Below are 24597 nucleotides of genomic sequence, written 5' to 3'. Positions count from 1 at the left end.
AACTAGACTCTTACGGCACAAGAAGCTTGCCCTCGCGTGGCGAAAATAGAGGCTTACTGGAGGCGCGATATGGAAAAGGTGACGTTGGCCAAAAACGAGCAGCCGAAGCCTCGGAAGGGGTTCGCCACTCAAATAATGCATTCCCGTGAGACCGGGATTATCGGTGCGCTGGTCATCATGGTCGTTCTGCTATCGATATTCGCGCCGGACTTCGCCAGTCGGGGCAACTTGCTCAACGACGCGCGCAACCTCTCGTTCATCGGCATCGTCGTTCTTGGTCAAGCCGCCGTGATGATTACCGGCGGGATCGATCTTTCCGTAGGGAGCGTCTGGGGACTCGCTGCGGTGGCGTCTGCGGCGATGATGCAGGCGGGCATGGGTGTCATTCCGGCGTGCGCGCTCACACTCCTCATTTGCGCAGCCGTTGGCTTCTTCAATGGTTTCTGTGTGACGAAGTTGCGCATGCTGCCTTTCGTTCCCACGCTGGCCACGATGAGCATTGCGCGTGCGCTCGCGCTCATCATCACACGGGGAAAAGCAATCGACGGTTTTCGGCCCGACGGTGACGCGTTTTTCTCGCTCGGCGGCGGCGACTTCCTCGACTTGCCGGTTCCGTTCATCATCTTTGTCGTGCTGGCGATCATCGCTGCAATCGTGCTCAAGAGAACGGTCTACGGTCGCCAACTGTACGCGGTCGGCGGCAATGAACGGGCGGCGATGCTCACCGGCCTGAACGTGGACCGCCTGAAGATGAGCGTCTACATCATGTCCGCTGTTCTAGCGGGCGTCGCGGGCATCATCGAAGTGAGCTACCTGTCGTCCGCGATTTCCAATCAGGGCTTGGGCAAAGAGTTGAGTGTCATTGCGGCCGCGGTTATCGGCGGCACGGCTCTCTCTGGCGGCGAAGGCACGGTGATTGGTGTGTTCGTCGGGACAGTCATCCTCGAAGTATTGCGCAATGGTCTCGTCTTGCTGGGAACGGACGCTTATTGGCAAGGGGTGTTCGTTGGTTCTGTCATCGTGCTTGCCGTCTTTATCGACCAGCTTAGAAAAGGCGTCTGGCGACGTCGTTGAGCGCTTTAGCCATAACAACTCTTGGAGAAGACCATGACACGCACCATGATCAGTGCTGTAGCAGCCACCATCGTGTTCGGGCTCGGCATCACGCAAGCGCACGCAGCCGACAAGAAAGTTTTCGCCGTCGTGCCGAAGGCACTCGGCGTCGCGTTTTATGCCGACGCAGAGAAGGGTTGCAAGGAAGAAGCCGCGAAGCTCGGTGCCGAGTGCCTGTTCACGGGGCCCGCGCAACTCGATGACGCCGAGCAAGGCCGGATCGTACGGGACCTGATCACCAAGAAGGTCGCCGGTATCGCAATTGCGCCGAACAATGCCGACTCCATCGGCAATGTCATTAGCGCGGCAGTCGCGAAGAACATCCCGATCGTCACGTTCGATTCGGACGCGCCGAAGTCCAAGCGGGCGGCATTCATCGGCACGAACAATGAGGCAGGCGGGGAAGCCGCCGGAGAAGCATTCGCGAAGGCGTTGCCGAAGGGCGGCACTTACGCAGTCCTGACCGGCGGCTTGTCGGCCGCGAACCTGAACGACCGGATCAAGGGCTTCAAGTCCAAGCTCAACGGCAGCTTCAAGGAAGTGTCAGGCTCGCCTTTCGCATGCAACGACGACTCCAGCACGGCAGTACAACTCATTCAGGACATTCTCGCGAAGAATCCAAATCTCGACGGCATCTTCTTCGCGGGCGGCTGGCCGATGTTCGCACCGGAGGCCTACATCCGCGCGGTCAAGAACAAGGCAGCCGACATCAAGTCCGGCAAGTTCGTGGTGGTCTCGTTCGACACGTTGCCCTCGCAAGTCAAGTTGCTCAAGGAGGGTTACGCGACCACGCTGATTGGCCAACGACCGCTCGCGATGGGCATCGAATCAGTGAAGCAACTCGATGAATTGTCGAAGGGCGGGAAGATTCCGCCGCTCACGGATACTGGTGTCGATATCGTCAATTCGAGCAACGTGGACAAGTTCGTCGGCGGCAAGTGAACCATCCGTTCGGGACCGGGATGTTCCCGGTCCCGTGCTTTCCTCGCGAAGAGTACCGCCATGACCGTTCTATTGAGCGTTGAGCAGATCACCAAGACCTTTCCGGGTGTCAAGGCGCTGCAAGAGGTCTCCTTCAGCGTGGAGGCGGGGACCGTCCATGCAATCATGGGTGAGAACGGTGCCGGCAAGTCGACGTTGATGCAGGTCATCGCCGGGGCACACCCGCCGACGTCCGGCCGGCTCATCTTCGATGGTCAGCAAGTCGAGTTCTCCGGCACGCGCGACGCGGCCAAGAAGGGCATTTCCATCGTGTTTCAGGAGCTCATGCTGGCCCCGAACATGACGATTGCCGAGAACATATTCCTCGGCGCGGAGCCGCGCATGGCCGGGGTTTTGGTCGACCGCAGCACGCTGTTGAACAAGGCGACGGCCGCCATGCAGCGTCTGGGGATCTCGCTGGACCCTGACACGCGTCTCGGCGATCTGACCATCGCTCAGCAACAGCTCATTGAAATCTGCAAGGCGCTGATTCATGAGCCGCGTTTGCTCATCCTGGACGAGCCGACTTCAAGTTTGTCCGAAGCCGACTCTCTCACGCTCTTCAAGGTCGTCCACGAGTTGCGAGACCGGGGCGTGACGATTCTGTATATCTCGCATCGGATGCGCGAGGTATTCGACAACTGCGACGTCGTCACCGTCTTGCGGGACGGAAAGCATGTGCGAACCGCGAGGCTTACCGATACTTCGCCTGACGAGGTCGTGCGCCTCATGGTTGGTCGGGACCTCGCCGAGGTCAAACGTGTCCGGCCGGAGCACTCGGGCAAGCCTGTCGTGCTCTCGGTTCAGGGCTTGGGTGATGACCACCGCTATCGCGATGTCTCGTTCTCTCTACGCCAAGGTGAAATAGTCGGACTCGCGGGCCTGATAGGAGCGGGCCGCTCGGAAGTCGCGATGGGAATATTCGGGGCGCCGCCTCCGAAACACGGGACAGTCTCTGTCGAGGGCAAGCCGGTCAAGATTTCGAGACCACGCGATGCAATGAAGCTTGGCATTGCGCTCGCCCCCGAAGACCGGAAGGATCAGGGACTGGTCTTGGGTATGTCGGTCGGCAGTAATTTGTCTCTCGCCGCGCTCGGACTGGGGCGACTGTCAAAGGGGAGCATGGTGCGGCCGCTGCAAGAGGCGCGGATGATCGACAGCTACGTGGGACGATTCAAGATCAAGACGCCGACCGTCGAACAACTGGTGCGGCTGCTGAGCGGTGGCAACCAGCAAAAGGTCGTGCTTGCGAAGTGGCTGGCCTCGAAGCCCCGAGTGCTTATCGTCGATGAACCCACTCGCGGAGTCGACGTCACCACGAAAGCGGAAATCTATGCGCTGATGCGCGAACTCGCACACGATGGACTAGCGATTCTCGTCATTTCGAGCGACTTGCCTGAAATCCTGACCATCTCCGACCGGATTCTGGTCATGCGTGCCGGCCAGCTAGTTGGCGAGGTTGGATTCGACGAGGCGTCGGAGGAGCGAATCATGTCTCTGGCTGCGCTTGAACATGCCGACCCTGCTCACCCCGAGGTCAAGCCCACGGGATTCGTGTCGTGAGTTATCAGGGCCGCATACGTTCATAGCTTGAACCATGAAGCAAGAATTGAGATCGAGCTAATCTGGACGCCTAAGTAAAAGTTGGCGCGCGCAATTCACTTTCGTACCCTTGTGATAGCCCGGTAAAGGAGTTACACCGTGAACAAAGTTGGCATGTTCTACACCTACTGGTCGACTGAGTGGATGGTCGACTTTCCGGCGACGGCGAAGCGCATCGCCGGACTCGGCTTTGACATGATGGAAATTTCGCTCGGCGAGTTTCACAATCTTCCGGACGCGAAGAAGCGTGAGCTGAAGTCGGTCGCCGACGATCTGGGCCTCACGGTGATGTGCTGTATCGGACTGAAGTCCGAATACGACTTTGCTTCGCCGGACAAGAGCGTTAGAGATGCCGGCACGGAATACGTGAAGCGCCTGCTCGACGATTGCCATCTGCTCGGCGCACCGGTTTTTGCCGGCCTCACATTCTGCGCGTGGCCGCAATCCCCACCGCTCGACATGAAGGACAAGCGCCCCTACGTCGACCGCGCAATCGACAGCGTTCGCCGTGTCATCAAGGTCGCTGAAGACTACGGCATCATTTATGCACTGGAGGTGGTGAATCGCTTCGAGCAGTGGCTGTGCAATGACGCGAAGGAAGCGCTTGCCTTCGCCGACGCGGTCGACAGTCCGGCGTGCAAGGTTCAGCTCGACACGTTCCACATGAATATCGAAGAGAGTTCCTTCCGCGATGCAATCCTCGCCTGCAAGGGCAAGATGGGCCATTTTCATCTGGGCGAAGCGAATCGCCTGCCGCCGGGTGAGGGTCGCCTGCCGTGGGATGAGATCTTCGGGGCGCTGAAGGAAATCGAATACGACGGCACTATCGTCATGGAACCGTTCATGCGCAAGGGCGGTTCGGTCAGCCGCGCGGTGGGCGTGTGGCGGGACATGTCGAACGGTGCGACGGACGAACAGATGGACGAGCGCGCTCGTCGCTCGCTGCAGTTTGTTCGTGAGAAACTGGCGTGAAGATGGCGTTCAGACAGGGATATCGCTATGGAATCGCTCCGGCGCGCGAAGCGCCTTCTCGCCCTCGCGCAGACAGGACTTCACTACGCGACGAGTCCGTTCGACAAAGAGCGTTATGAAGAGATCGAAGCCATTGCACATGCGCAGCTTGCGGAACTTGCTTCGATGGACATCGGCCGGGTCACGGAGCTTTTCGCGCAGGAATCGGGATACGCGAATCCCAAACTGGACGTCCGATGTGCCGTATTCGATGACGCCGGCGACATCCTGCTCGTGAAGGAGACGGCGGACGGTCGTTGGTCGCTGCCTGGCGGCTGGGCCGATGTCGGCCTTTCGCCCGCCGAAAATGCAGCGAAGGAGGTCCGCGAGGAAAGTGGCTATTCCGTCGACATCGTTCGCTTATTGGCGGTCTGGGACATGGCGAAACACGCTCACCCGCCCTCGATATTCCATATCTGGAAGCTCGTCTTTCTCGGCCAGGTCACCGGAAAAGATTGCGCGCTGGGCCAAGAGACGAGCGCGGCTCAGTTCTTCGACCTTGAAAATCTACCGGCGCTCTCGCTGGGACGCGTTTTGCCTCAACAACTCGCGCGACTGCGCCACCTCAAAGAACACCGGCAAGCAGATTTCGACTGACTTCTCCCCTGATGGATGTAGGCTATCGGCAGTCTCGCGGTCGAGGAACCGGGGGATCTGCCGCTTAGCTCCAGCCATGTGATAAGAACCGCATGCCGCAAGCGGTACGCTCCGACCGTCGTGACACCCGAGCCGCCACAAAACAACTGAACGGTAAAAGCCGGTTTCGGCCCGCCGGTCTGCGTGGCCGGGAATCGTCCCGTGTTGCCGCATCCTCGTATCAACCGATTGTGCTTGCCTCGAATCCCGCGTACCTAAGCATGGCGTAAGGATCGGCGGTCTAGAATCGCGCGCGATCCGGCGGCGGCAGTCAAACAAGCGCAGGCGCGCGAGGACTGCCGGACATGACACGATCGAGTCAAAATCTGCTTATTGCGGTTAAAAACCGACCAACGCCTTCGAGGAACATTCAATGGACGCCGTGGTGACTGGCAAAGACGCGCTGAACGAGAGCGAGCTGCGCTTACTGATCGGAGCCGTGGCCGCCGTGCGCCGCGGCGAGCCCATCGGCGAACTCCCGTCCGAGTGGGACGGAATGAAGGGCAGGCTCGTCGCCGAACTGGCGGCGTTGTCGGATCAATGCGAGCGCCAAAGCCGATCCCACGAAGAAATCGGGGTCGCATACGGCGAACATCCAGGCAGCGGAAAGCGTCTCAGCGAGGCAGGGCTGAGCGGCTTCTGGCTGCGTCAGGTACGCGAGTCGAATGGGCTTCTGGAGGCCATCGACCACGCTCACGATCGCAATCGAGCGGTCCACACCGCCCTGACTGCGGTCCTGAAGGGCCAAGGCGCTTGCCTTCCGTCTGACTGGACCGGTCTTGCGGGCAAGATCGCTGACGCATTCAACGCGGTCGTCGACCAGAACCTTCGAATGTCGGATGAACTCGCACGGTTGAGCCAGGCCGTCGGCAAGGAAGGCCGAATCAACGAGCGCGCGGCGATTCCCGATGCGCGCGGCTTCTGGCGCAGTTCGATGGACTCCGTGAACTCATTGATCGCCGACCTCGTGCATCCGACGAGCGAAGTCGCGCGGGTGATCGGCGCAGTCGCGCAGGGCGATCTGAGCAAGAGCATGGCGCTCGAAGCCGACGGACGCGCGTTGCAAGGCGAATTCTTGCGCACCGCGAAGATCATCAACAGGATGGTGGAGCAGTTGGGCACGTTCTCGGCCGAAGTCACTCGCGTGGCGCGGGAGGTCGGCACGGAAGGCAAGCTCGGTGGACAGGCGGATGTGCAAGGTGTGGCCGGCACCTGGAAGGACCTGACCGATTCCGTGAACTTCATGGCCGGCAATCTGACGAGCCAGGTGCGCAATATCGCGGAAGTGACGAAGGCCGTCGCTGCCGGGGACCTTTCGAAGAAGATCACCGTCGACGTGAAGGGTGAGATTCTGGAGCTGAAGAACACGATCAACACCATGGTCGACCAGTTGCGCTCATTCGCGGCGGAGGTCACGCGCGTGGCGCGGGAGGTCGGCACCGAGGGCAAGCTCGGCGGGCAGGCGGAGGTCAAGGGCGTCGCCGGTACCTGGAAGGACTTGACCGACAACGTGAACTTCATGGCGGGCAACCTGACGAGCCAGGTGCGCAATATCGCGGAGGTCACGACCGCGGTCGCCGCGGGCGATCTGTCCAAGAAGATCACGGTGGACGTGAAGGGCGAGATTCTGGAGCTGAAGAACACCATCAACACGATGGTCGATCAGCTGCGCTCGTTTGCATCGGAGGTAACCCGGGTCGCGCGCGAAGTGGGCACGGAAGGGAAGCTCGGCGGTCAGGCCGACGTGAAAGGCGTCGCCGGAACCTGGAAGGACCTGACCGATTCGGTGAATTCAATGGGGAGCAACCTGACGGCACAGGTTCGCAACATCGCGGACGTCACCACTGCAGTGGCCGCGGGCGATCTTTCCAAGAAAATCACGGTGGACGTGAAGGGCGAAATTCTTGAACTGAAGAACACCATCAACACGATGGTGGACCAGCTCAGTTCATTCGCGTCCGAGGTCACGCGCGTGGCGCGCGAGGTCGGGACGGAAGGCAAGCTCGGCGGACAGGCGGACGTTCAGGGCGTGGCGGGCACGTGGAAAGATCTGACCGACTCCGTCAATTCCATGGGCAGTAACTTGACGGCGCAGGTTCGCAACATCGCGGATGTGACGACCGCGGTTGCCGCGGGCGATCTCTCGAAGAAGATCACGGTGGACGTCAAGGGCGAGATCCTCGAGCTCAAGAACACGATCAACACCATGGTCGACCAGTTACGGTCCTTCGCATCCGAAGTCACGCGTGTGGCGCGCGAGGTCGGCACGGAAGGCAAGCTCGGCGGTCAGGCCGATGTGCAGGGCGTTGCCGGCACGTGGAAGGACTTGACCGATTCAGTGAACTCGATGGGCAGTAATTTGACGGCGCAGGTGCGTAACATCGCCGAGGTGACGACGGCCGTGGCTGCGGGCGACCTGTCCAAGAAGATCACGGTGGACGTGAAGGGCGAAATCCTCGAGTTGAAGAACACGATCAACACGATGGTGGATCAGCTGCGCTCGTTCGCGTCGGAAGTCACGCGTGTTGCACGGGAAGTCGGCACCGAAGGCAAGCTCGGCGGTCAGGCGGACGTGCAAGGTGTTGCCGGCACGTGGAAGGACCTCACCGACAACGTCAACTTCATGGCCGGCAACCTGACCAGCCAGGTTCGCAACATCGCGGACGTGACCAAGGCAGTCGCGGCGGGCGATCTTTCGAAGAAGATCACCGTGGACGTGAAAGGCGAGATTCTCGAACTCAAGAACACGATCAACACGATGGTCGATCAATTGAGTTCGTTCGCCTCCGAAGTCACTCGGGTCGCGCGCGAAGTCGGCACGCTCGGCAAGCTCGGCGGACAGGCCGATGTGCAGGGCGTGGCGGGCACATGGAAGGACCTGACGGATTCCGTCAACTTCATGGCGGGCAATCTGACGAGCCAGGTGCGCAACATCGCGGACGTGACGAAAGCGGTGGCGGCGGGTGACCTCTCGAAGAAAATCACCGTCGACGTGAAGGGCGAGATTCTCGAGCTGAAGAACACCATCAACACGATGGTCGATCAGCTGCGCTCGTTCGCGTCGGAAGTCACACGTGTCGCACGCGAAGTCGGCACCGAAGGAAAGCTGGGCGGTCAGGCCGACGTGCAGGGCGTGGCGGGAACATGGAAGGACCTGACCGACAACGTGAACTTCATGGCGGGCAACCTGACGAGCCAGGTTCGCGGCATCGCGCGCGTGGTGACGGCAGTGGCGAACGGCGACCTGGCGCGCAAGCTGACGGTGGAAGCGAAGGGCGAAATCGCGGCCCTTGCCGACACGATCAACAGCATGACGGACACACTCGCCACGTTCGCGGATCAGGTCACCACCGTTGCGCGGGAAGTCGGCGTCGAGGGCAAGCTGGGCGGCCAGGCGAAAGTGCCGGGCGCAGCGGGCACCTGGAAGGGTCTCACCGAAAACGTCAATCAATTGGCGGCCAACCTGACGACGCAGGTGCGGGCGATCGCCGAGGTTGCGACTGCCGTGACGCAGGGCGACTTGACTCGTTCGATCACGGTCGAGGCGTTGGGCGAGGTCGCGGCGTTGAAAGATACGATCAACGAGATGATCCGCAACCTGAAGGACACCACGGCCCTCAACACCGAGCAGGACTGGCTCAAGACGAACCTGGCGAAGTTCAGCCGCATGCTCCAGGGGCAGAAGGATCTCGTCGCTGTCGGCCATCTCATTCTGTCCGAGCTGGCGCCGGTCGTCGGTGTTCAACAAGCCGAGTTCTTCGTGCTCGATGCAAGTCCGCAGGGCACCTCGCTCAAGCTCGTCGGAAGCTACGCATCGGACGGCTATCGCTCGCACGGAAAACGCGTGGCGCTGGGAGAAGGCCTGGTCGGGCAATGTGCTGTCGAGAAGCGCAAGATCCTGCTTGCGCCGTCGTCGTCGAGCGACTATCGCATCGTCTCGGGACTTCTCACCGTACTGCCGCAAAACGTCCTCGTACTGCCGGTCGTCTTCGAGGGACACGTCAAGGGCGTGATCGAACTGGCGTCGGTCGAGCGCTTCAATCCGACTCATCAGGCGTTCCTCGATCAACTGACCGAAAGTATCGGCATCGTGATCAATACGATCGAAGCGAACATGCGAACCGAGGATCTCCTCAAGCAATCGCAATCGCTTGCTCACGAACTGCAGAGCCGGCAGGAAGAGTTGCAGCAGACCAATCAGGAATTGCAGGAGAAGGCTCGTCTGCTCGCTCACCAGAACCAGGAAGTCGAGCGAAAGAGTTCCGAAGTCGAGCAGGCTCGGCAAGCACTCGAAGACAAGGCAAAGCAACTGGCGCTGACGTCCAAGTACAAGTCTGAGTTCCTGGCGAACATGTCGCACGAACTGCGCACGCCGCTCAACAGCTTGTTGATTCTCTCGGACCAGCTATGCAAGAACCCGGAAGGCAATCTTTCGCCAAGGCAAGTCGAGTTCGCGAAGACGATTCATTCTTCCGGCAACGATCTGCTCATGCTGATCAACGACATTCTCGATCTCGCGAAGATCGAATCCGGAACGGTGGTCGTGGACCTGGCGGAGCATCGTCTTGCCGACCTGACGCTCTATGTCGAGCGGACTTTCCGACACGTCGCCGAGGCACGTAACGTCGACTTCTTCATCCAGCTCGGCGCCGACGTGCCGTCTTCGATCGTCACCGATTTGAAGCGCCTCCAGCAGATCCTCAAGAACCTGCTGTCCAATGCGTTCAAATTCACGCACAGGGGGCATGTGACGCTGACCATCGACGAAGCGTTCGCCGGATGGGGCGACGACAGCGAAACGCTCGGTCACGGCGGCCCGGTGCTCGCGTTCTCCGTGCAGGACACCGGCATCGGTATTTCGCCCGACAAGCAGCAGATCGTGTTCGAAGCGTTCCAGCAGGCGGACGGCAGCACGAGCCGCAAGTACGGCGGCACTGGGCTCGGGCTTGCGATCAGCCGCGAACTGTCCAAGCTGCTCGGCGGTGAAATTCGTCTGACGAGCACGCCCAACAAGGGAAGCACGTTCACGCTGTATCTGCCGAGCAAGAACGACAACGCGCGTTCGGGGCGCAGGTCGCTTCCGTTCTTCGACGGCGCGTCGTCGGCAGCCGCGAACGGTGCGGCGCGTGTCACCGAGGCACAGGAACTATCGCGGGCGCGGTCGTACCGGCGGGACGAGGTCACGGATGCGACGCTCGTCGCGCCGTTCCCCGATGACCGCGACCATATCGTGCAAGGCGACCGGGTCGTGCTCATTGTCGAGAACGATGCCGCGTTCGCGCGGGTCGTGGCGGACGCCGCGCGAGAAGGCGGGATGAAGGCCGTTGTCACGGCTTTCGGGGCCGATGCGTTGACTCTCGCCGCGCGATACAAACCCGATTTCATGACGCTCGACGTGTTCCTGGCCGACATGGAGGGGTGGCGGATCCTCAGCCGGCTCAAGCAAGACATGGCTACCCGGCATATTCCCGTATGCGTGGTTTCCTCGGACGAGTTTCGCGAGCGCGCGCTGCGCTCGGGCGCGTTCGCATTCATCCCTAAGCCCATCGAATCGAAGGAGACGCTCGACCTCGCGCTTTCGGCTTTGGCGCAATATGTCGGTCCGAGGCAGCGCACGGTGCTTGCGACTCTGCCGGAAGGGGCCGAGCGTGACTTGCTCGTGCATGGCCTCGACGGGTCGCAAGCAGCATTCACGATCGCCGATTCGCGAGAGACTCTGCTCCGGCATTTATCGTCGAGTTGCTTCGACGTCCTGGTGCTGGCCGATGGCACCGTCGCCGTCGAGCCGGAAGACATTGAGCAGGCATTGTCGGGGTCGCGTGTCCTCGCGCCGTTACCGGTCATTCTTCGCGCGGACGACATCACCGAAAACCCGCGATGGCAGCAGCAATGCGAAACGTTCGTCGCTCATCCCGCAGCGAGCCCTGAAATGCTGTTCGACCTCTGCATCGCGGCGCTTCACGTCGACGCGAATGCGCTCCCTCCGGAAGCCAACGCCGTTCTGAGCGCACTGCGGATTCCGCAAGGCAAGCTCCACGGCAAGAAGGCACTGATCGTCGACGACGACATGCGCAACATATTCGCCCTTGCCACGGTGATGGAAGACCTGGGCATGCGGCATTCCTGGGCCGATAACGGACGCGACGCCGTCAACCAGGTCGAGGCAGATCCGGAAATTGACATCGTTCTGATGGACGTGATGATGCCTGAAATGGACGGCCTCACCACCATCCGCGAAATTCGCAAGCGGCCGGTGGGCCGAGCGCTGCCCATCATCGCCGTGACGGCCAAGGCAATGAAGGGCGATCGCGAGAAGTGCATCGAGGCGGGAGCGTGGGATTACCTGTCCAAACCCGTGAACCTCGACGACTTGCTCGCCGTGTTGCACGCCTGGCTGCATCGATAGGAACGGCCATGTCAGATGTGGACGTTACCGCGCACCCAAGTGTGCGCATTCTGGTCGTGGACGACCTGGTCAGTCAGCATGTGGTTCTGCGCACGGTGCTCGAGGAGCCGGGGCAGGACGTCGTCTGCGTGTCGTCCGGGCGAGAAGCATTGAAGGAAGTGCTGGCGCAGGATTTCGCCGTCATTCTGCTGGACGTCAATATGCCGGACATGGACGGCTTCGAAACGGCCAGCCTGCTGCGGTCGTATCGACGAACCGCGACGACGCCAATCATCTTCGTGACCGCTCACGTAGACGATGCCGAGATGGCGCGCGGTTACTCTCTGGGCGCTGTCGACTACATATCGTCGCCGGTTGTGCCTGAGATACTCCGCGCGAAGGTGCGGGTGTTCGTGCAGCTTTACAGAATGAACCTCGAACTGATCTCGCGCGCCGCGGAGCGCGAGGAACTCGCCCGTGCCGAGGCTTTGCGTGCCTCGGCAGACCAGGCTCGACAGCGTGCGGACTTTCTTTCTCAGGTCAGCCATCTGCTGACCCGGTCACTGGATGTCGATACGACCTCGGCGCGTATCGTCGACAGCGCCGTGCCGACACTCGCCGACGTCGCGTGTGTCCTGCTCATGCTCGAAAACGAGTCAGTGCCGCGCACGCTCTTTTCTACGCGGCCCGGGGCGTGGCACGGAGTGGATGCAGAGCGCGAGCCTCCATATGCGCCGCCCGTGCCGCTCAAGCAATTCTTCGATCATGCGCAGCAGTCGCTGGACCGGGGCGAGGCCGTCGCGGTCGTGGGCAGTACGGCAGAAATGTTCGGCAGTGCATCCGCCGAGCCGCAGCGCACAGCCTCGGTCAGCCGGAAAGGCAGAGTGGCCTTCTATCCGCTCCTCAACACCGTGCAGCACAAGGCGGTGCTTGCGCTTGGCTACGAGGGTGAGGAGAGCCGCACTGACTTGACTGCGGTGACGACCGAATTCGTGAGCCGGGCATCGATCGGGCTGGAGAATGCATTGTTGTTCTCCGCGCTGCGCGAGGAAGACCGGCGCAAGGACGAATTCCTGGCCATGCTCGCGCATGAACTGCGCAATCCGCTTGCGCCGATCTCCAACGCGGTCAGTGTCATGAAGGCCGCTGATCCGGGCGACGGTCAGCTCCTGAAGTGGTCTTACGATGTCATCGGTACGCAGATCGATCACATGGTGCACATCGTGGACGACTTGCTGGACGTCTCGCGCATCGCGCGGGGCACGGTGTCCCTGCGGCGTGAACCCGTGCCCTTGAGCCTCGTCGTCGAGCGCGCGATAGAGACCAGCGTGCCGCATTTCGGACGGCGTTCGCAAACATTCGTGTTGAACGCACAGACTGATGACGTGATCGTCGACGGCGATGTCGTCCGGCTCACGCAGGTCGTTTCGAACCTGCTGAACAACGCGTCGAAGTTCACGCCAGTGGGCGGCAACATCGCGCTGTCCACAGACTTCAGCGATGACCACGCGGTTATCACCATCACCGATGACGGCGAGGGTATCGACGCGAAGTGGCTGGGCCGCGTATTCGAATTGTTCGCGCAGGGCGATAGCTCGCTGGATCGCGCTCAGGGCGGACTCGGCATTGGATTGACGCTGGCCCGCCATCTTGTCGAATCGCACGGCGGCACCATTACCTGCAGCAGCGAGGGGCGAGGCAAGGGCGCAAAATTCACCGTGCGCCTTCCCGCCAGGACCGAGCCAAAGCCCTTTCCGCGTGCGCAGGACGCTGCTCCTCTTGGTGGCGTCCGCGGACTGCGCGTGCTCGTCGTCGACGATTCGACGGCCTCGGCGGAAAGCGTAGCCTTGTTCCTCGAAATCCACGGTTGCGAAGTATCCTGCGCGCACGACGGGCCGACTGCCCTGATACTGGCGCGCAGCTTCAGACCGCACGTAGCCATTCTGGACATCGGCTTGCCCGGAATGACAGGGTACGAAGTCGCGAAGCGAATGCGCGAGGACACGGACATGCGAAGCTGCCTGCTCATCGCGTTGAGTGGTTACGGACAAGATGTGGACCGGCAGAATTCAAAGGCTGCCGGCATGGACTATCACTTGATCAAGCCGACAGACCTCGATGCCCTGACGCAACTGATCGCAAAGAATGCAGCGGAGCGAGGTCTCGATTTGGAGAATGCGCGCGAATGACCGCTTCGGCCCATGTTAAGCATTTAATAAGCTCGGCCGCCGGAGTATGAGCGGCCGGGACACAGAAGCATCGACTTAAAAAAAAGGACAATCGCCGCGTGAACGCATTCGACACGACCATTCAAACCTATCTTATCCATATCGCTCCGGCCTCGGGCTTCTTTGCTCAGGCGGTTAGCGTCCTCGCTGACTTCTATCTGTTCAAAGGGGTGCTTCCGCTTGCGATCCTGTACGCCATCTGGTTCAAGCAGGGCAATTCGCTCGAATACCGCCGGGAAATGGTGGTTGCGACCTTGTTGTCCGCGATGGTCGCTTTCGTCGTCGGGCGGCTTCTCGCGCTCTTCTTGCCGTTTCGTCTGAGGCCCATTTACGACGCCGGCCTCGGCTTGAACTTTCCCGGCGCAAGCCACGCCAGCAACCACCTCCGTTTATGGAGTTCGTTGCCGAGCGACCATGCCGCACTGTGGATGGCGGTGGCGGTGGGAATCTTCCTCGTGTGGCGGTGGATCGGCGTGCTGGCGGTCTTACAGTGCGTGCTGTTCATTTGCTTGCCCCGGGTGTACCTCGGGCTGCACTATCCGACGGACGTTCTTGCGGGTGCGTTGATCGGCGCCGCGGTCGTTGCCGTCCTCACGCGAACTCGTTTGAGAGAGTCATTCGCGCCGTACGTCGTGCGGTTCATGGAGCGTCGTCCGGCCGTGGGCTACATGCTGGCTTTCTTGCTCTTCTTTGAATTCGCCACGATGTTCGACGAGCCTCGACTACTCGCCTTATCGCTGTTCAAAAGGTTGTAGCCGCTTCCGGGAGGGGGGAGCAGGGCTTGTTAGAATCTGCCAGCTCCCTTTATCGGCTCTTCAAATGAACGCTCGACACGTTGCATCCGCGCTTGCGCGGATGGGTCTCGTCGGTGCGGCGTGCGCTCCATTGTGCGCATTCGCCGACGGCGACATCGCGCAAACCATCGTCATGGTCCGGCATGGCGAAAAGCCCGACCAGGGGCTCGGACAACTCTCTTGCCAGGGATTGAATCGGGCGCTGGCGTTGCCGCGAGTCATCGAAACGAAATTCGGCCGGCCGGACGCCATCTTCGCTCCCGATCCCGCGAAGCAAAAGAACGACCGCGGGACGAAGTACGACTATGTGCGTCCCCTCGCGACCATCGAGCCGACGGCGATCTACTTCGGTCTGCCGGTCAACGCATCCCTCGGCTTCAAGGATATCGACAAGCTCGCGGATTCCTTGCTCTCGCCGAACTACCGCAGCAGTGTCGTGGTCGTTGCCTGGGAACATGCGCTTGTCGAGGAGACGGCGCGGCGCATCGTCAAACGTTTGGGCGGAGACGCTTCGAGCGTGCCTAAGTGGGCAAGCGCCGACTTCGACAGCATCTATGTAGTGCGCGTCACTCGTCGCGCGGGAACGTCCGTCGCGTCATTCGCCGTCGAACGGGAAGGGTTGAACGGTCAATCCACCGCCTGTCCCGTGCGGTGATCTCGCTCAAAGCTGCATGAAGGCGAAGACCGAAACACCGAGTCCGGCTGCGCCCATGAGTCCCGCAAGCCAGAAAAGCTTGCGGCTTCCCGTAAGCGACGTGATCGCCGCCAGCGAGATTGCGACGCTCAGCCAGGCCAGCGCCTGACCGAACAAATGCTGCGGATGCTCTTTCGCCTCGGAGCGTCGATTGGCTTCTTCCACTTCTTTTTCCAGCTCCCGCGCCTTGGCCGAGATTTCCTTCTTCCGGTCCTCGTACTTCGCGATCTGATCCCGATAGAACGCTTGCCGCTGCACAGGCGCCAGTTCGGCTGCCAGCTCCATCAAGTGGCCTTTGCTCGATTGCGCCTGATAGTAGCCCCATTGATCGCTCGCCTTGCTTTGGGAGAGCACGGCATCGTTCTTGAAGATCAGCGCCTGCGTCTGCAACACGCCTTCCTCATAGTGAAGCAGCCCCGACAACGCAGCAAGAATTGCCGTGAAGACTGCAACCCAACGCGATAGCGGATCGCCGGCATGAGCGGCATGTTCGACGAGATGGTCATGCGGTGCGTGTTCGTGGGACATGAGTAATTTTCGACGTTGCGGCGAAAAGCGACGCCCTTGATAGAAGTGTTTGCGATCTTATCGCAACGGGTCGCGCGACGCGTTCACACGAAGGCGAGTGAATCGACCCGTCAGACGATTGCGTCGCACTCGTCGAGCAACCAATCCTGGAACGCGCGCACGGCCGTCGATTGCTCGCGGCGCGTGAGCAGCACGTATCCGCGATCGGTGACGAGCGGCGTATCGCAAAGCGCGACGAGCTGGCCGGTCGCAACGAGTTCGTCGATGAGCGGCGACCAGCCGAGCGCGACGCCCTGACCCATCACGGCGGCATGCGCCACGAGCGCGTAGCTGTTGAACGTGAATGCGCCGTGCGTGGGCGGGGCGACCTGTCCGTGCGCATCGAACCAGGCGTTCCATGACAGCCATCGCTCGGGCTGCGTGCGCTCGACATGCAGGAGCGGCAGCTTCGAAAGATCCGACGTGTCGTGCGTGGCCGCGAAGCCAGGGCTGCACACGGGCGTGACACGCTCGGGGAACAGCTTCACGGCGCGGCGCGATCCCCAGTCGCCGTCCATGTCGCCGAACACGACGACGACATCCGCAAGCTCGCCCGAAGCACTCGGCATCTGCTGCGACGTGACGATCCGGACATCGACATCCGGCATCAGCGCCTTGAATTGCGGCAGGCGCGGCATGAGCCAGTAGGTGGCGAAGCCGAAGTCCGTCGACAACGTGAGCGTGCGCTGCGTGTGGCGCGAGCGAATCTCGCCCGTGGCCTGCCGGACCAGATCGAGGCTTTGGCGCACCGCATCGAAAAGAAGCGCGCCGTCTTCCGTCAACGATACCCCGCGATGCCCGCGTTTGAAGAGCGCCGTCCCGAGCGATTCCTCCAGTTGCACGACGCGCTGACTGACCGCGGGCTGCGTCGAGCCGAGTTCGCGCGCGGCCGCCGTGAAGCTCGCGAGCCGCGCGGCGGATTCGAACATCAGCAGCGCCTGCATGGGCGGCAGGCGATCTTGTCGCGGCATAACGGCTCCTTATAGGCGCATAACGAAATGGCGTCTTCCCAGGCGATATTGGAACGGCAATAGTGGCGTTGAACCGACCACCACGGCGCGCGCGGTGCGCCGCTTCCGATTCTATTCGAGGCTTGCTCAATGCCTGAACTGAAACAAAATATCCTTGTTTTGATGGCCGATCAATTGACGCCCTTCGCGCTCGCCGCATACGGCAATCGGGTCACGAAGACGCCGCATATCGATGCGCTCGCGCGCGACGGCGTGGTCTTCGAATCGGCTTACTGTGCGAGTCCACTGTGCGCGCCGTCGCGCTTTTCCCTTCTCGCGGGGAAGTTGCCGTCGAACATCGGCGCGTATGACAACGCCGCCGAGTTTCCGTCCGAGACGCTGACCTTCGCGCATTATCTGCGTGCGGAGGGCTATCGCACTATCTTGTCCGGAAAGATGCATTTCTGCGGCGCGGATCAGTTGCACGGCTTCGAGGAACGTCTCACCACGGATATCTATCCGGCGGATTTCGGCTGGACACCCGACTGGGGGAACTTCGAAGCGCGCCCGTCGTGGTATCACAACATGAGTTCCGTCATCGATGCAGGTCCGTGCGTGCGCACCAACCAGCTCGACTTCGACGACGAAGTGACCTTCACGGTCCGCCAGAAGCTTTTCGACATCGTGCGCGAGCGTCAGGCGGGCAAGGATGCGCGGCCTTTCATGATGGTCGCGTCGCTGACGCATCCGCACGACCCTTATGCGATACCGCGAAAATACTGGGACATGTATCGCGACGAAGACGTGGACATGCCTGCTCATCGCGACTCGTTCGAAGCCAGCGATCCGCATTCCAAGCGTCTGCGCCAAGTGTACGAAGCCGATCGCACGCCGCCCACGGACCAGCAGATTCGCAACGCGCGCCGGGCTTACTACGGAGCGGTGTCCTATGTGGACGACCAGTTCGGCATGATCCTGGAAGCGCTGGAGGAGGCCGGACTCGCGGACGATACGACGATCATCGTCACCTCCGACCACGGCGAGATGCTCGGCGAGCGCAACCTCTGGTACAAGATGACGTTCTTCGAAGGCGGCTGCCGCGTGCCGCTGATCGTGCACCGGCCGGGGCGGTTCGCGGCGCATCGCGTGGAAGAGTCGGTCTCTCATCTCGATGTCTTGCCGACGCTCGTCGAGATCGCGCGTGGAAACTTGCCGCAGGATTGGCCCGACGCCATCGACGGGCGCAGTCTCATGCCGCACCTCGCGCAGACGGGCGGCCATGACGAAGCCATCGGCGAATATCTCGCGGAGGGCGCGATCGCACCCATCGTCATGATCCGGCGCGGCGCCTACAAGTTCATCCACACGAAAGCCGATCCCGACCAGCTCTACAACCTCGACGCCGATCCGTTCGAGCGCAAGAATCTCGCGAACGACGAACGGCATCGCGCGTTGGTCGCGCAGTTTCGCGAGGACGTCGCGCGTCGCTGGAATCTGGACGCGCTGCATCGCGATGTGCTCAAGAGCCAGCGCCGCCGCCATTTCCACTTCGCTACGACCACGCTCGGCACGATCCAGTCATGGGACTGGCAGCCTCACGTCGATGCGAGCCAGCGCTACATGCGCAATCACATCGATCTCGACGATCTTGAAGCGATGGCCCGCTTTCCCGCCATCGGCCAGGGAAGCCGCTGAACATGAACCCGCACACATCGAGAGGAAACCAGATGAAAAAAGCCCTATTGCGTGCGTTTTTCCGCGTCGCGCTTGCTTGCACGGCATCGCACGCGCTCGCCGCCGCCGATCCGCAGTCGTGCACGCAGGTCCACATGGCCGGTCCGGGGTGGACCGATATCGACGCGACGAATGCGATGAGCGGCGTCGTGCTGAAGGCGCTCGGCTACAGGCAGGAGGTCGCCAACCTGTCGGTGCCGATCACGTATCAGGGTTTGAAGAAAGGGCAGATCGATGTCTTTCTCGGCAACTGGATGCCTGCACAGGCGCCGCTCGTGAAACCGTTCGTCGAAGAGAAATCGATCGACGTGGTGCGGCCTAACTTGTCCCAGGCGAAGTTCACGCTCGCGGTGCCGGACTATGCGGCGGCAGCGGGCGTGCATTCGTTCGCGGATCTGCAGAAGAACGCGGACAAGTTCGACCACCGCATCTACGGCATCGAACCCGGCGCGCCCGCCAATCAGAACATCAAGAAGATGGTGGAGGAGAAGGCGTTCGGTCTCGGCGACTGGAAGCTCGTCGAATCGAGCGAAACGGCAATGTTGACGCAAGTGGAGCGCGCGATACGCGACAAGAAGTTCATCGTGTTTCTCGCGTGGGAGCCGCATCTGATGAACACGAAATTCAAGCTCGTTTATCTCGATGGCGGGGACAAATACTTCGGTCCCCACTACGGCGGCGCGACGGTGAATACGGTGGCGCGCAGCGGCTACGAGCAGCAATGTCCGAACGTCGGGCGTCTCTTCAAGCAGATGGCGTTCAACGTCGATCTGGAAAACGGCGTCATCTCCGACGTGCTCGACAAGAAGCAGAAGATCGACACGGCTGCCACCGACGCGCTCAAGCGTCACCCCGAGCTGTTGAAGACATGGCTCGATGGGGTGACTACCGCGAACGGCGGCAACGGACTCGAAGCCGTCGAAAGCGCGCTCAGCGTGAAGTAGAAAAGGCGACGGGGCGCGAACGGATCGCGCCCCGACTCCATGCCGAGCCGCAAAGTAAGCGCTCACTCGGGAAATCCCCACGTTCCATTGGCCGCGCTTTGCATACAATGTTCCCGTCAGTCGTCACAAACGGGGCCGCAATGGCGCGATCACAACAGGCTTTGCATACAATCCCCGCCGAATCCGCGCGTTCGGCCGACGACGTCTATCTCTCGATCAAGGACGCGCTCGCGAGCGGCCAGTACGGCGCGGGTCAATACCTGCGCGAGGAACAGCTCGCGAAAAGTCTCGGCGTGAGCCGCACGCCCGTGCGCGAAGCGCTGCGGCGGCTCGATGCCGAGGGCTGGGTCGAAACGCGCCCGAACTACGGCGTGCGCGTGAAGGCGTGGACCTTGCAGGACGCGCGCGAGATCTTCGAAGCGCGGCTGCTCGTCGAGCCGTATCTCGCGGGGCGCGCGGCGCTGTCCATCGGCGCCGGGGATATCGCGCGCCTGAAAGCGCTCGCCGATGCGATGCTCGCGATCACCCGCCATCCATCGACGCCCGAAGCCTGCGAAGCGTGGTTCACCGCGAACGGTGAATTCCACGCGATCATCACCGCCGCCGCGAACAATGCGCGCCTCGACCGCTCGCTGCGGTCGATGAAGGAAACGCCGCTCATCAAGTGGACCTTCGACACGTACAGCGACGAAGATCGCGAACGCAGCGCGCGCCAGCATTTCGAAATGGTTCTCGCGCTCGAACAGCGCAACGCCGCATGGGCGGAAGCCGTCACGCGCTGCCATATTCTCGCCGCCGAAAAGGCGGTGCTCGACCGCTACGACAGAGAGCATTCCGCGTCGTAGGCAGTCCGCGGTTCGAGTTGCAACAGCATCACGAAATGTCGACAGGAGACACGACATGCTGAGCACCGATAGCACGACGATTAGCACCGTAAGCGCAGGGCCCAGGCTCGACCGGTTACCCATCTCGGGCTTTCACAAGCGCGTGCTGTGGCTGATCGGCGCGGGCATGTTTCTCGATTCCTTCGATATCTATCTCGCGGGCGGCGTGCTCGGCGCGCTCGCGAAGACCGGCTGGTCGACGATGCAGCTGAACGCGGCTTTTCTCTCGTCGACGTTCATCGGCATGTTGATCGGCGCGTTCACGGCGGGCGTGCTCGGCGACGCGAAGGGCCGCAAGTTCACGTATCAGTTCAATCTCGCCGTGTTCGGTCTCGCGTCGATTGCGGGCGCGTTCGCGCCTGACATGACGTGGCTCATCGTCTGCCGCTTCTTCATGGGACTCGGACTGGGCGCGGAGATCGTCGTCGGTTACGGCTCGGTCGGCGAGTTCATGCCGCCCGCCGTGCGCGGCAAATGGTCGGCGTATCTGTCGCTCATCACCAATTCCGCACTGTTTTTCTCGACGTTCATCGGCTATCTGATCATTCCGTCGATTGGCTGGCGCGCGATGTTCGCGATCGTCGGCGTCGGCGCGATGGTCGTGTGGTTCATCCGCAAGAAGATGCCGGAGTCGCCGCGCTGGCTCGAATCGAAAGGCCGTTACGCCGAAGCCGATGCGATCCTGCGCGATGCCGAAGCGGAATCGGCGAAGACCGCGCCGCTGCCGCCCATCGACGATGCGCCGCGCACCGTCACGAAAAAGACCACGCTGCTCGAACTCTTCTCGCCTTCGCAGATTCGCCGCACGTTCGTCGCGATCATCGTGCAGATCGCGATCAACATGGTGATCTACGGCTTCATCGTGTGGGTGCCGACGTTCCTGATGAAGCAGGGCATCGGCATGGCGTCCTCGCTCGGCTATACGACGCTGATGTCGCTCGGCGGACCGGCGGGCGCGCTCGTCGGCGTGCTCATCGCGGACAAAGTGGGGCGCAAGAACGGATTGATCGCGGTCTCGATTCTGGCTGCGGTGATCGGCTGGCTGTACGGGCATTCCACCGGCGTCGCGATGGCCACGCTGCTCGGCTTCCTGCTCTTCACGCTCACGTATCTGATGGTCGCGCTCGGCGTCGCCACGTATGTGCCGGAGCTGTTCGCCACCGAGAACCGGATGCGCGGCAACGGCATCGCGGGTTGCGCGGGGCGCATCACCGGCATCTTCGCGCCGCAGCTCGTCGTCGTGATGTACGCGGCGGGCGGCGTGAAGGACGTGCTCTCGATGATCATCGGCACGCTCGTCGTGATGGCCGTCGTGCTGGCCGTGTTCGGCATCGAGACGAACAAGCGCTCGCTGGAAGAGATCGCGCCTTCGCTCGATGGCGACGACGCGCGCGCGGTATCGGGAATGGCGCGGGAATCGCATCGTTGAAACTTTTAGGGGACATGGACATGAGCGTTTCGCATCAGGACAAGCGTCAGGCGTTGAAAGCGCGGTTCGCGCGCAAGGAGATCGTCACCGCGCCCGGCATCTTCGACATGATTTCCGCGAAGATGGCCGACTCGATGGGCTTCGATTGCCTCTACATGACGGGCTTCGGCACGGTCGCGTCGCATCTCGGCTTGCCCGATGCGGGCATCGCGACCTATAGCGACATGGTGAATCGCGTCGCGGCGTTTTGCGGCGGCACGAAGACGCCGATGATCTGCGACGGCGATACCGGCTACGGCGGCCTGCTGAACGTCGCGCATACGGTGCGCGGCTACGAGCAGGCCGGCGCGGCGGGCATTCAGCTCGAAGATCAGGAGTTCCCGAAGAAATGCGGCCATACGCCGGGGCGTCGCGTGATTCCGGCCGAAGACATGGTGCGCAAGATCAAGGTCGCGGCGGAAAGCCGAAGCGACGCGAATTTCCAGATCATCGCGAGAACGGATGCGCGGACGTCGCTCGGGCTCGACGAAGCGCTGCGTCGCGGCGAAGCCTATGCGAAGGCGGGCGCGGATGTGCTGTTCATCGAGTCGCCGGAGAGCGTCGAGGAACTGGAGAAGATCGGGCGCGCGTTCGACATGCCGCTGCTCGTGAATGTCGTCGAAGGCGGAAGAACGCCGCAGTTGCCGCCGGCTGAATTGCAGCGCCTCGGGTTCGCGCTGGCGATTTATCCGGCTTCGGGGTTCCTGGCGGTCGCGAAGGCGCTCAAGGATGTGTATGGCGAAATACTCGCGCAGAAGGGCACGGAAGGCGCTTCAGGCGCGATGTATTCGTTCTCGGGCATGTGCGAGCTGATGGGTTTTCCGGACGTCTGGGCGTTCGACCGCGCGCATGCGGATTGAGCCGTGCCATCGCCGGATGCGCGCGAAGTCACACGTCGAGAATGCGGAAACGCTGAAGCGCCGCGATTTGCGCATGCAGCGTGCGCGCGCGATCCTCGCGGCAGAGCGCTTGCGCGGCAGACGCATCGCCTTTGCGCAGTGCATCGGCGATCGCGCGCAAGGCTTGCGTCTGCGCCGGATCGAGATCGATCAGTCGCAGGGTCAGTTCGCGCACGCGTCGAACCTGATCGGAGCATTCACCGACGATCTGCACGAGACGCGGGTTATCGCTCAACTCGACGAGGCGCGCATAGAACGCCTCATGCTGGACATACCATGTCTCGCGGTCCTGTTTCGCGAACGCGCGCTCCATCTCCGCGCATGCCTTTTCAAGCGCTTTCAAGTCTCTTGCGCCCGGCTTGCGCGCGGCTGCGGCTGCGGCGGCGGTGGCTTCGAGACTCGTCTGCACATGAAAGACTTCCTCGATGTCCGCCATCGAGACATTGCGCACGCGCATGCCATGACGCGGGATGATCTGCACGAGGTGCTCGTTCTGCAGCCGTATGAGCGCTTCGCGCACCGGCGTGCGGCTTACGCCGAACAACTGCACGAGTTCCTGTTCCAGTATTTGCGTGCCGGGCCGCAGCTCGTTGCTGAGTATCCGCTCGCGCAATGTCTGATAGACCGTGTCGGTCGATTTTTCGCGCGGCTTTGCCAAGGCTTCGGCGGGTCGGGCTGGAGCCATGTCGGGCATTCCCCAAACGGTGCCGTCGATGCACGGACGATATGTCTGATCGCAGACGGAATGCCTTCATTATAGGAAAACAAAAGCGGCGTATCGTTCAATGTATGCGTTAGCGTACGGGTCTTCACCTATCCCAGACTTCATCGGGGAGCGGCAAGCCTTCGAGATCGCCGGCTGTCAACGGACGATCCACCGTCGCGCCGTCGCTTTCGAGCATCAGCATCACTTGCCGCGTGTGTTGCGCGCTATGCCATGCGGTGCGTTCGAGCACTTCGTGCATCGAGCGGCGGCCATAGTAAGTCGGCACGTCGTATGAAAGCGAGCGATCGCTTTCGTGTTCCCACCAGTCGAGCAGTTTCGCGCGGACGCTTTCGCCCCAGCGCGCGATGTCCTCGGCTTGCCATTCGGGCGGCGGCGCTTCGTCGAAGCCTTCGAAGCGCAATTCGATCTGATGCGCCGCCTGCACGCCCATCTCCGCCACGCGGAATACATGGAAGCTGAGGCCCGCAGGCGTGCGATTGCGATTGCGAAACGGCTCACGGAAAAAGTCGGCGGAGAACTGCCGCGTATAGCGCGCATTGGCTTCGAGCACGAACGCGAGCCGGCGAACGAGTGCTTCGGGCGGCAGCGGCGGCGTGGGCTTCGTCTTGAGATCGAGGAAGCGGATCACGTCGTTGATCGACTGGCAGAACGTGTACTTAGATCCGAGCGCGACCACGGGCACGCTGCGCGCACCGAGTGCCGCGAGCGCGGCACGGCCTTCAGGATCGTTGTGAACGTCGATCGATTCGAATTCGATGCCTTGGCGCGTGAGGAACTCTTTCGTGCGCAGGCAGGACGAGCATCCGGGCTGCCAGAATACGCGGATGCGTGCGGAAGTCGGGGCTTGGGTCGCGGCTTCGTTCATGTCGATTCCTTCGAAAAGGCCTTGATTCAGGGCATTTTCAGCGAACCGATGGCTGCGGAAAAGAAACGCTTCGTCATGCCGTCATCGCCGTATGCGATGACGAGCGTTCTTTCAG

General features: G+C 61.6%; 19 protein-coding genes. 14 read left to right on the top strand and 5 right to left on the bottom strand.

Annotated elements, in window-relative coordinates; all coding sequences use genetic code 11:
• Positions 1–69: 69 nt before the first annotated feature.
• From AWB72_RS07345 to AWB72_RS07325, 5 genes are all read left to right on the top strand, one after another.
• Entirely contained in the window at positions 70–1074 is a 1005-nt protein-coding gene (locus AWB72_RS07345) for an ABC transporter permease (RefSeq protein WP_040049839.1), read from the top strand.
• A 33-nt stretch (positions 1075–1107) separates the two neighbouring features.
• The gene (locus AWB72_RS07340) at positions 1108–2055 is read left to right on the top strand and encodes a sugar-binding protein (protein ID WP_087127982.1); all 948 of its coding nucleotides are present in this window, start codon (positions 1108–1110) and stop codon (positions 2053–2055) included.
• 60 nt (positions 2056–2115) lie between these two features.
• Complete coding sequence (locus tag AWB72_RS07335) at positions 2116–3657, top strand: sugar ABC transporter ATP-binding protein (protein WP_052449800.1); 1542 nt, start codon at positions 2116–2118, stop codon at positions 3655–3657.
• Positions 3658–3795: 138 nt separating this feature from the next.
• A complete protein-coding gene (locus AWB72_RS07330; RefSeq protein ID WP_040049840.1) occupies positions 3796–4668 on the top strand; it encodes a D-psicose 3-epimerase in 873 nt (290 codons plus the stop codon).
• A 27-nt stretch (positions 4669–4695) separates the two neighbouring features.
• On the top strand, positions 4696–5304 hold the full coding sequence (locus AWB72_RS07325) for an NUDIX hydrolase (RefSeq protein ID WP_040049841.1): 609 nt from the start codon (positions 4696–4698) through the stop codon (positions 5302–5304).
• Positions 5305–5767: 463 nt separating this feature from the next.
• On the opposite strand, the gene AWB72_RS29325 is transcribed toward AWB72_RS07325, so the two are convergent.
• Positions 5768–6091 carry a hypothetical protein gene (locus tag AWB72_RS29325; protein WP_244285545.1) on the bottom strand — a complete coding sequence of 108 codons (324 nt, stop codon included), beginning with the start codon at positions 6089–6091 and terminating at the stop codon, positions 5768–5770.
• Positions 6092–6175: 84 nt separating this feature from the next.
• On the opposite strand from AWB72_RS29325, the gene AWB72_RS07320 reads away from it, so the two are divergent.
• The 4 genes from AWB72_RS07320 (at position 6176) to AWB72_RS07305 (ending at position 15405) form a co-directional block, all read left to right on the top strand.
• The gene (locus AWB72_RS07320) at positions 6176–11749 is read left to right on the top strand and encodes a HAMP domain-containing protein (RefSeq protein ID WP_244285544.1); all 5574 of its coding nucleotides are present in this window, start codon (positions 6176–6178) and stop codon (positions 11747–11749) included.
• Positions 11750–11757: 8 nt separating this feature from the next.
• Positions 11758–13917, top strand: coding sequence for a response regulator (locus AWB72_RS07315; protein WP_040049842.1), 2160 nt, complete (start codon positions 11758–11760; stop codon positions 13915–13917).
• Positions 13918–14015: 98 nt separating this feature from the next.
• Entirely contained in the window at positions 14016–14711 is a 696-nt protein-coding gene (locus tag AWB72_RS07310; protein WP_040049843.1) for a phosphatase PAP2 family protein, read from the top strand.
• Between the two features lie 64 nt (positions 14712–14775).
• Positions 14776–15405, top strand: a complete 630-nt coding sequence (locus AWB72_RS07305; RefSeq protein ID WP_040049844.1) for a hypothetical protein — start codon at positions 14776–14778, stop codon at positions 15403–15405.
• Between the two features lie 6 nt (positions 15406–15411).
• On the opposite strand, the gene AWB72_RS07300 is transcribed toward AWB72_RS07305, so the two are convergent.
• Together AWB72_RS07300 and AWB72_RS07295 are read right to left on the bottom strand one after the other, a co-directional pair.
• Positions 15412–15972 carry a DUF4337 domain-containing protein gene (locus AWB72_RS07300; protein ID WP_040049845.1) on the bottom strand — a complete coding sequence of 187 codons (561 nt, stop codon included), beginning with the start codon at positions 15970–15972 and terminating at the stop codon, positions 15412–15414.
• Positions 15973–16082: 110 nt separating this feature from the next.
• Positions 16083–16982, bottom strand: coding sequence for a choline sulfate utilization transcriptional regulator (locus AWB72_RS07295; RefSeq protein WP_040049846.1), 900 nt, complete (start codon positions 16980–16982; stop codon positions 16083–16085).
• Between the two features lie 129 nt (positions 16983–17111).
• Here AWB72_RS07295 and betC point away from each other — a divergent pair, with 129 nt between their 5' ends.
• The 5 genes from betC to AWB72_RS07270 all read left to right on the top strand — a co-directional run bounded on the left by betC (position 17112) and on the right by AWB72_RS07270 (position 22851).
• The gene (gene betC / locus AWB72_RS07290) at positions 17112–18656 is read left to right on the top strand and encodes a choline-sulfatase (protein ID WP_040049847.1); all 1545 of its coding nucleotides are present in this window, start codon (positions 17112–17114) and stop codon (positions 18654–18656) included.
• Between the two features lie 32 nt (positions 18657–18688).
• Complete coding sequence (locus AWB72_RS07285) at positions 18689–19639, top strand: choline ABC transporter substrate-binding protein (protein WP_040049848.1); 951 nt, start codon at positions 18689–18691, stop codon at positions 19637–19639.
• 140 nt (positions 19640–19779) lie between these two features.
• Entirely contained in the window at positions 19780–20484 is a 705-nt protein-coding gene (locus AWB72_RS07280) for a GntR family transcriptional regulator (RefSeq protein ID WP_040049849.1), read from the top strand.
• Between the two features lie 55 nt (positions 20485–20539).
• Positions 20540–21952, top strand: coding sequence for an MFS transporter (locus AWB72_RS07275; protein ID WP_040049850.1), 1413 nt, complete (start codon positions 20540–20542; stop codon positions 21950–21952).
• Positions 21953–21972: 20 nt separating this feature from the next.
• Entirely contained in the window at positions 21973–22851 is an 879-nt protein-coding gene (locus tag AWB72_RS07270) for an isocitrate lyase/PEP mutase family protein (protein ID WP_040049909.1), read from the top strand.
• 28 nt (positions 22852–22879) lie between these two features.
• Here AWB72_RS07270 and AWB72_RS07265 read toward each other — a convergent pair whose 3' ends face one another.
• Together AWB72_RS07265 and AWB72_RS07260 are read right to left on the bottom strand one after the other, a co-directional pair.
• Positions 22880–23575 carry a GntR family transcriptional regulator gene (locus tag AWB72_RS07265; RefSeq protein ID WP_052449812.1) on the bottom strand — a complete coding sequence of 232 codons (696 nt, stop codon included), beginning with the start codon at positions 23573–23575 and terminating at the stop codon, positions 22880–22882.
• 124 nt (positions 23576–23699) lie between these two features.
• The gene (locus AWB72_RS07260; RefSeq protein ID WP_040049851.1) at positions 23700–24482 is read right to left on the bottom strand and encodes a glutaredoxin domain-containing protein; all 783 of its coding nucleotides are present in this window, start codon (positions 24480–24482) and stop codon (positions 23700–23702) included.
• Between the last annotated feature and the right edge of the window lie 115 nt (positions 24483–24597).

Source organism: Caballeronia concitans (assembly GCF_001544615.1).
Lineage (GTDB): Bacteria > Pseudomonadota > Gammaproteobacteria > Burkholderiales > Burkholderiaceae > Caballeronia > Caballeronia concitans.
The sequence above is the reverse complement of the archived record's forward strand: the minus strand, read 5'-3'. Positions and strand labels throughout refer to the sequence as shown.

Excerpts from the sequence above, each read along its gene's own strand:
- AWB72_RS07345 (WP_040049839.1), top strand. The coding sequence starts at position 70 with ATGGAAAAGGTGACGTTGGCCAAAAACGAGCAGCCGAAGCCTCGGAAG.
- AWB72_RS07340 (WP_087127982.1), top strand. The coding sequence starts at position 1,108 with ATGACACGCACCATGATCAGTGCTGTAGCAGCCACCATCGTGTTCGGG.
- AWB72_RS07335 (WP_052449800.1), top strand. The coding sequence starts at position 2,116 with ATGACCGTTCTATTGAGCGTTGAGCAGATCACCAAGACCTTTCCGGGT.
- AWB72_RS07325 (WP_040049841.1), top strand. The coding sequence starts at position 4,696 with ATGGAATCGCTCCGGCGCGCGAAGCGCCTTCTCGCCCTCGCGCAGACA.
- AWB72_RS07320 (WP_244285544.1), top strand. The coding sequence starts at position 6,176 with ATGTCGGATGAACTCGCACGGTTGAGCCAGGCCGTCGGCAAGGAAGGC.
- AWB72_RS07315 (WP_040049842.1), top strand. The coding sequence starts at position 11,758 with ATGTCAGATGTGGACGTTACCGCGCACCCAAGTGTGCGCATTCTGGTC.
- AWB72_RS07305 (WP_040049844.1), top strand. The coding sequence starts at position 14,776 with ATGAACGCTCGACACGTTGCATCCGCGCTTGCGCGGATGGGTCTCGTC.
- AWB72_RS07300 (WP_040049845.1), bottom strand. The coding sequence starts at position 15,972 with ATGTCCCACGAACACGCACCGCATGACCATCTCGTCGAACATGCCGCT.
- AWB72_RS07295 (WP_040049846.1), bottom strand. The coding sequence starts at position 16,982 with ATGCCGCGACAAGATCGCCTGCCGCCCATGCAGGCGCTGCTGATGTTC.
- betC (WP_040049847.1), top strand. The coding sequence starts at position 17,112 with ATGCCTGAACTGAAACAAAATATCCTTGTTTTGATGGCCGATCAATTG.
- AWB72_RS07285 (WP_040049848.1), top strand. The coding sequence starts at position 18,689 with ATGAAAAAAGCCCTATTGCGTGCGTTTTTCCGCGTCGCGCTTGCTTGC.
- AWB72_RS07280 (WP_040049849.1), top strand. The coding sequence starts at position 19,780 with ATGGCGCGATCACAACAGGCTTTGCATACAATCCCCGCCGAATCCGCG.
- AWB72_RS07275 (WP_040049850.1), top strand. The coding sequence starts at position 20,540 with ATGCTGAGCACCGATAGCACGACGATTAGCACCGTAAGCGCAGGGCCC.
- AWB72_RS07270 (WP_040049909.1), top strand. The coding sequence starts at position 21,973 with ATGAGCGTTTCGCATCAGGACAAGCGTCAGGCGTTGAAAGCGCGGTTC.
- AWB72_RS07265 (WP_052449812.1), bottom strand. The coding sequence starts at position 23,575 with ATGGCTCCAGCCCGACCCGCCGAAGCCTTGGCAAAGCCGCGCGAAAAA.
- AWB72_RS07260 (WP_040049851.1), bottom strand. The coding sequence starts at position 24,482 with ATGAACGAAGCCGCGACCCAAGCCCCGACTTCCGCACGCATCCGCGTA.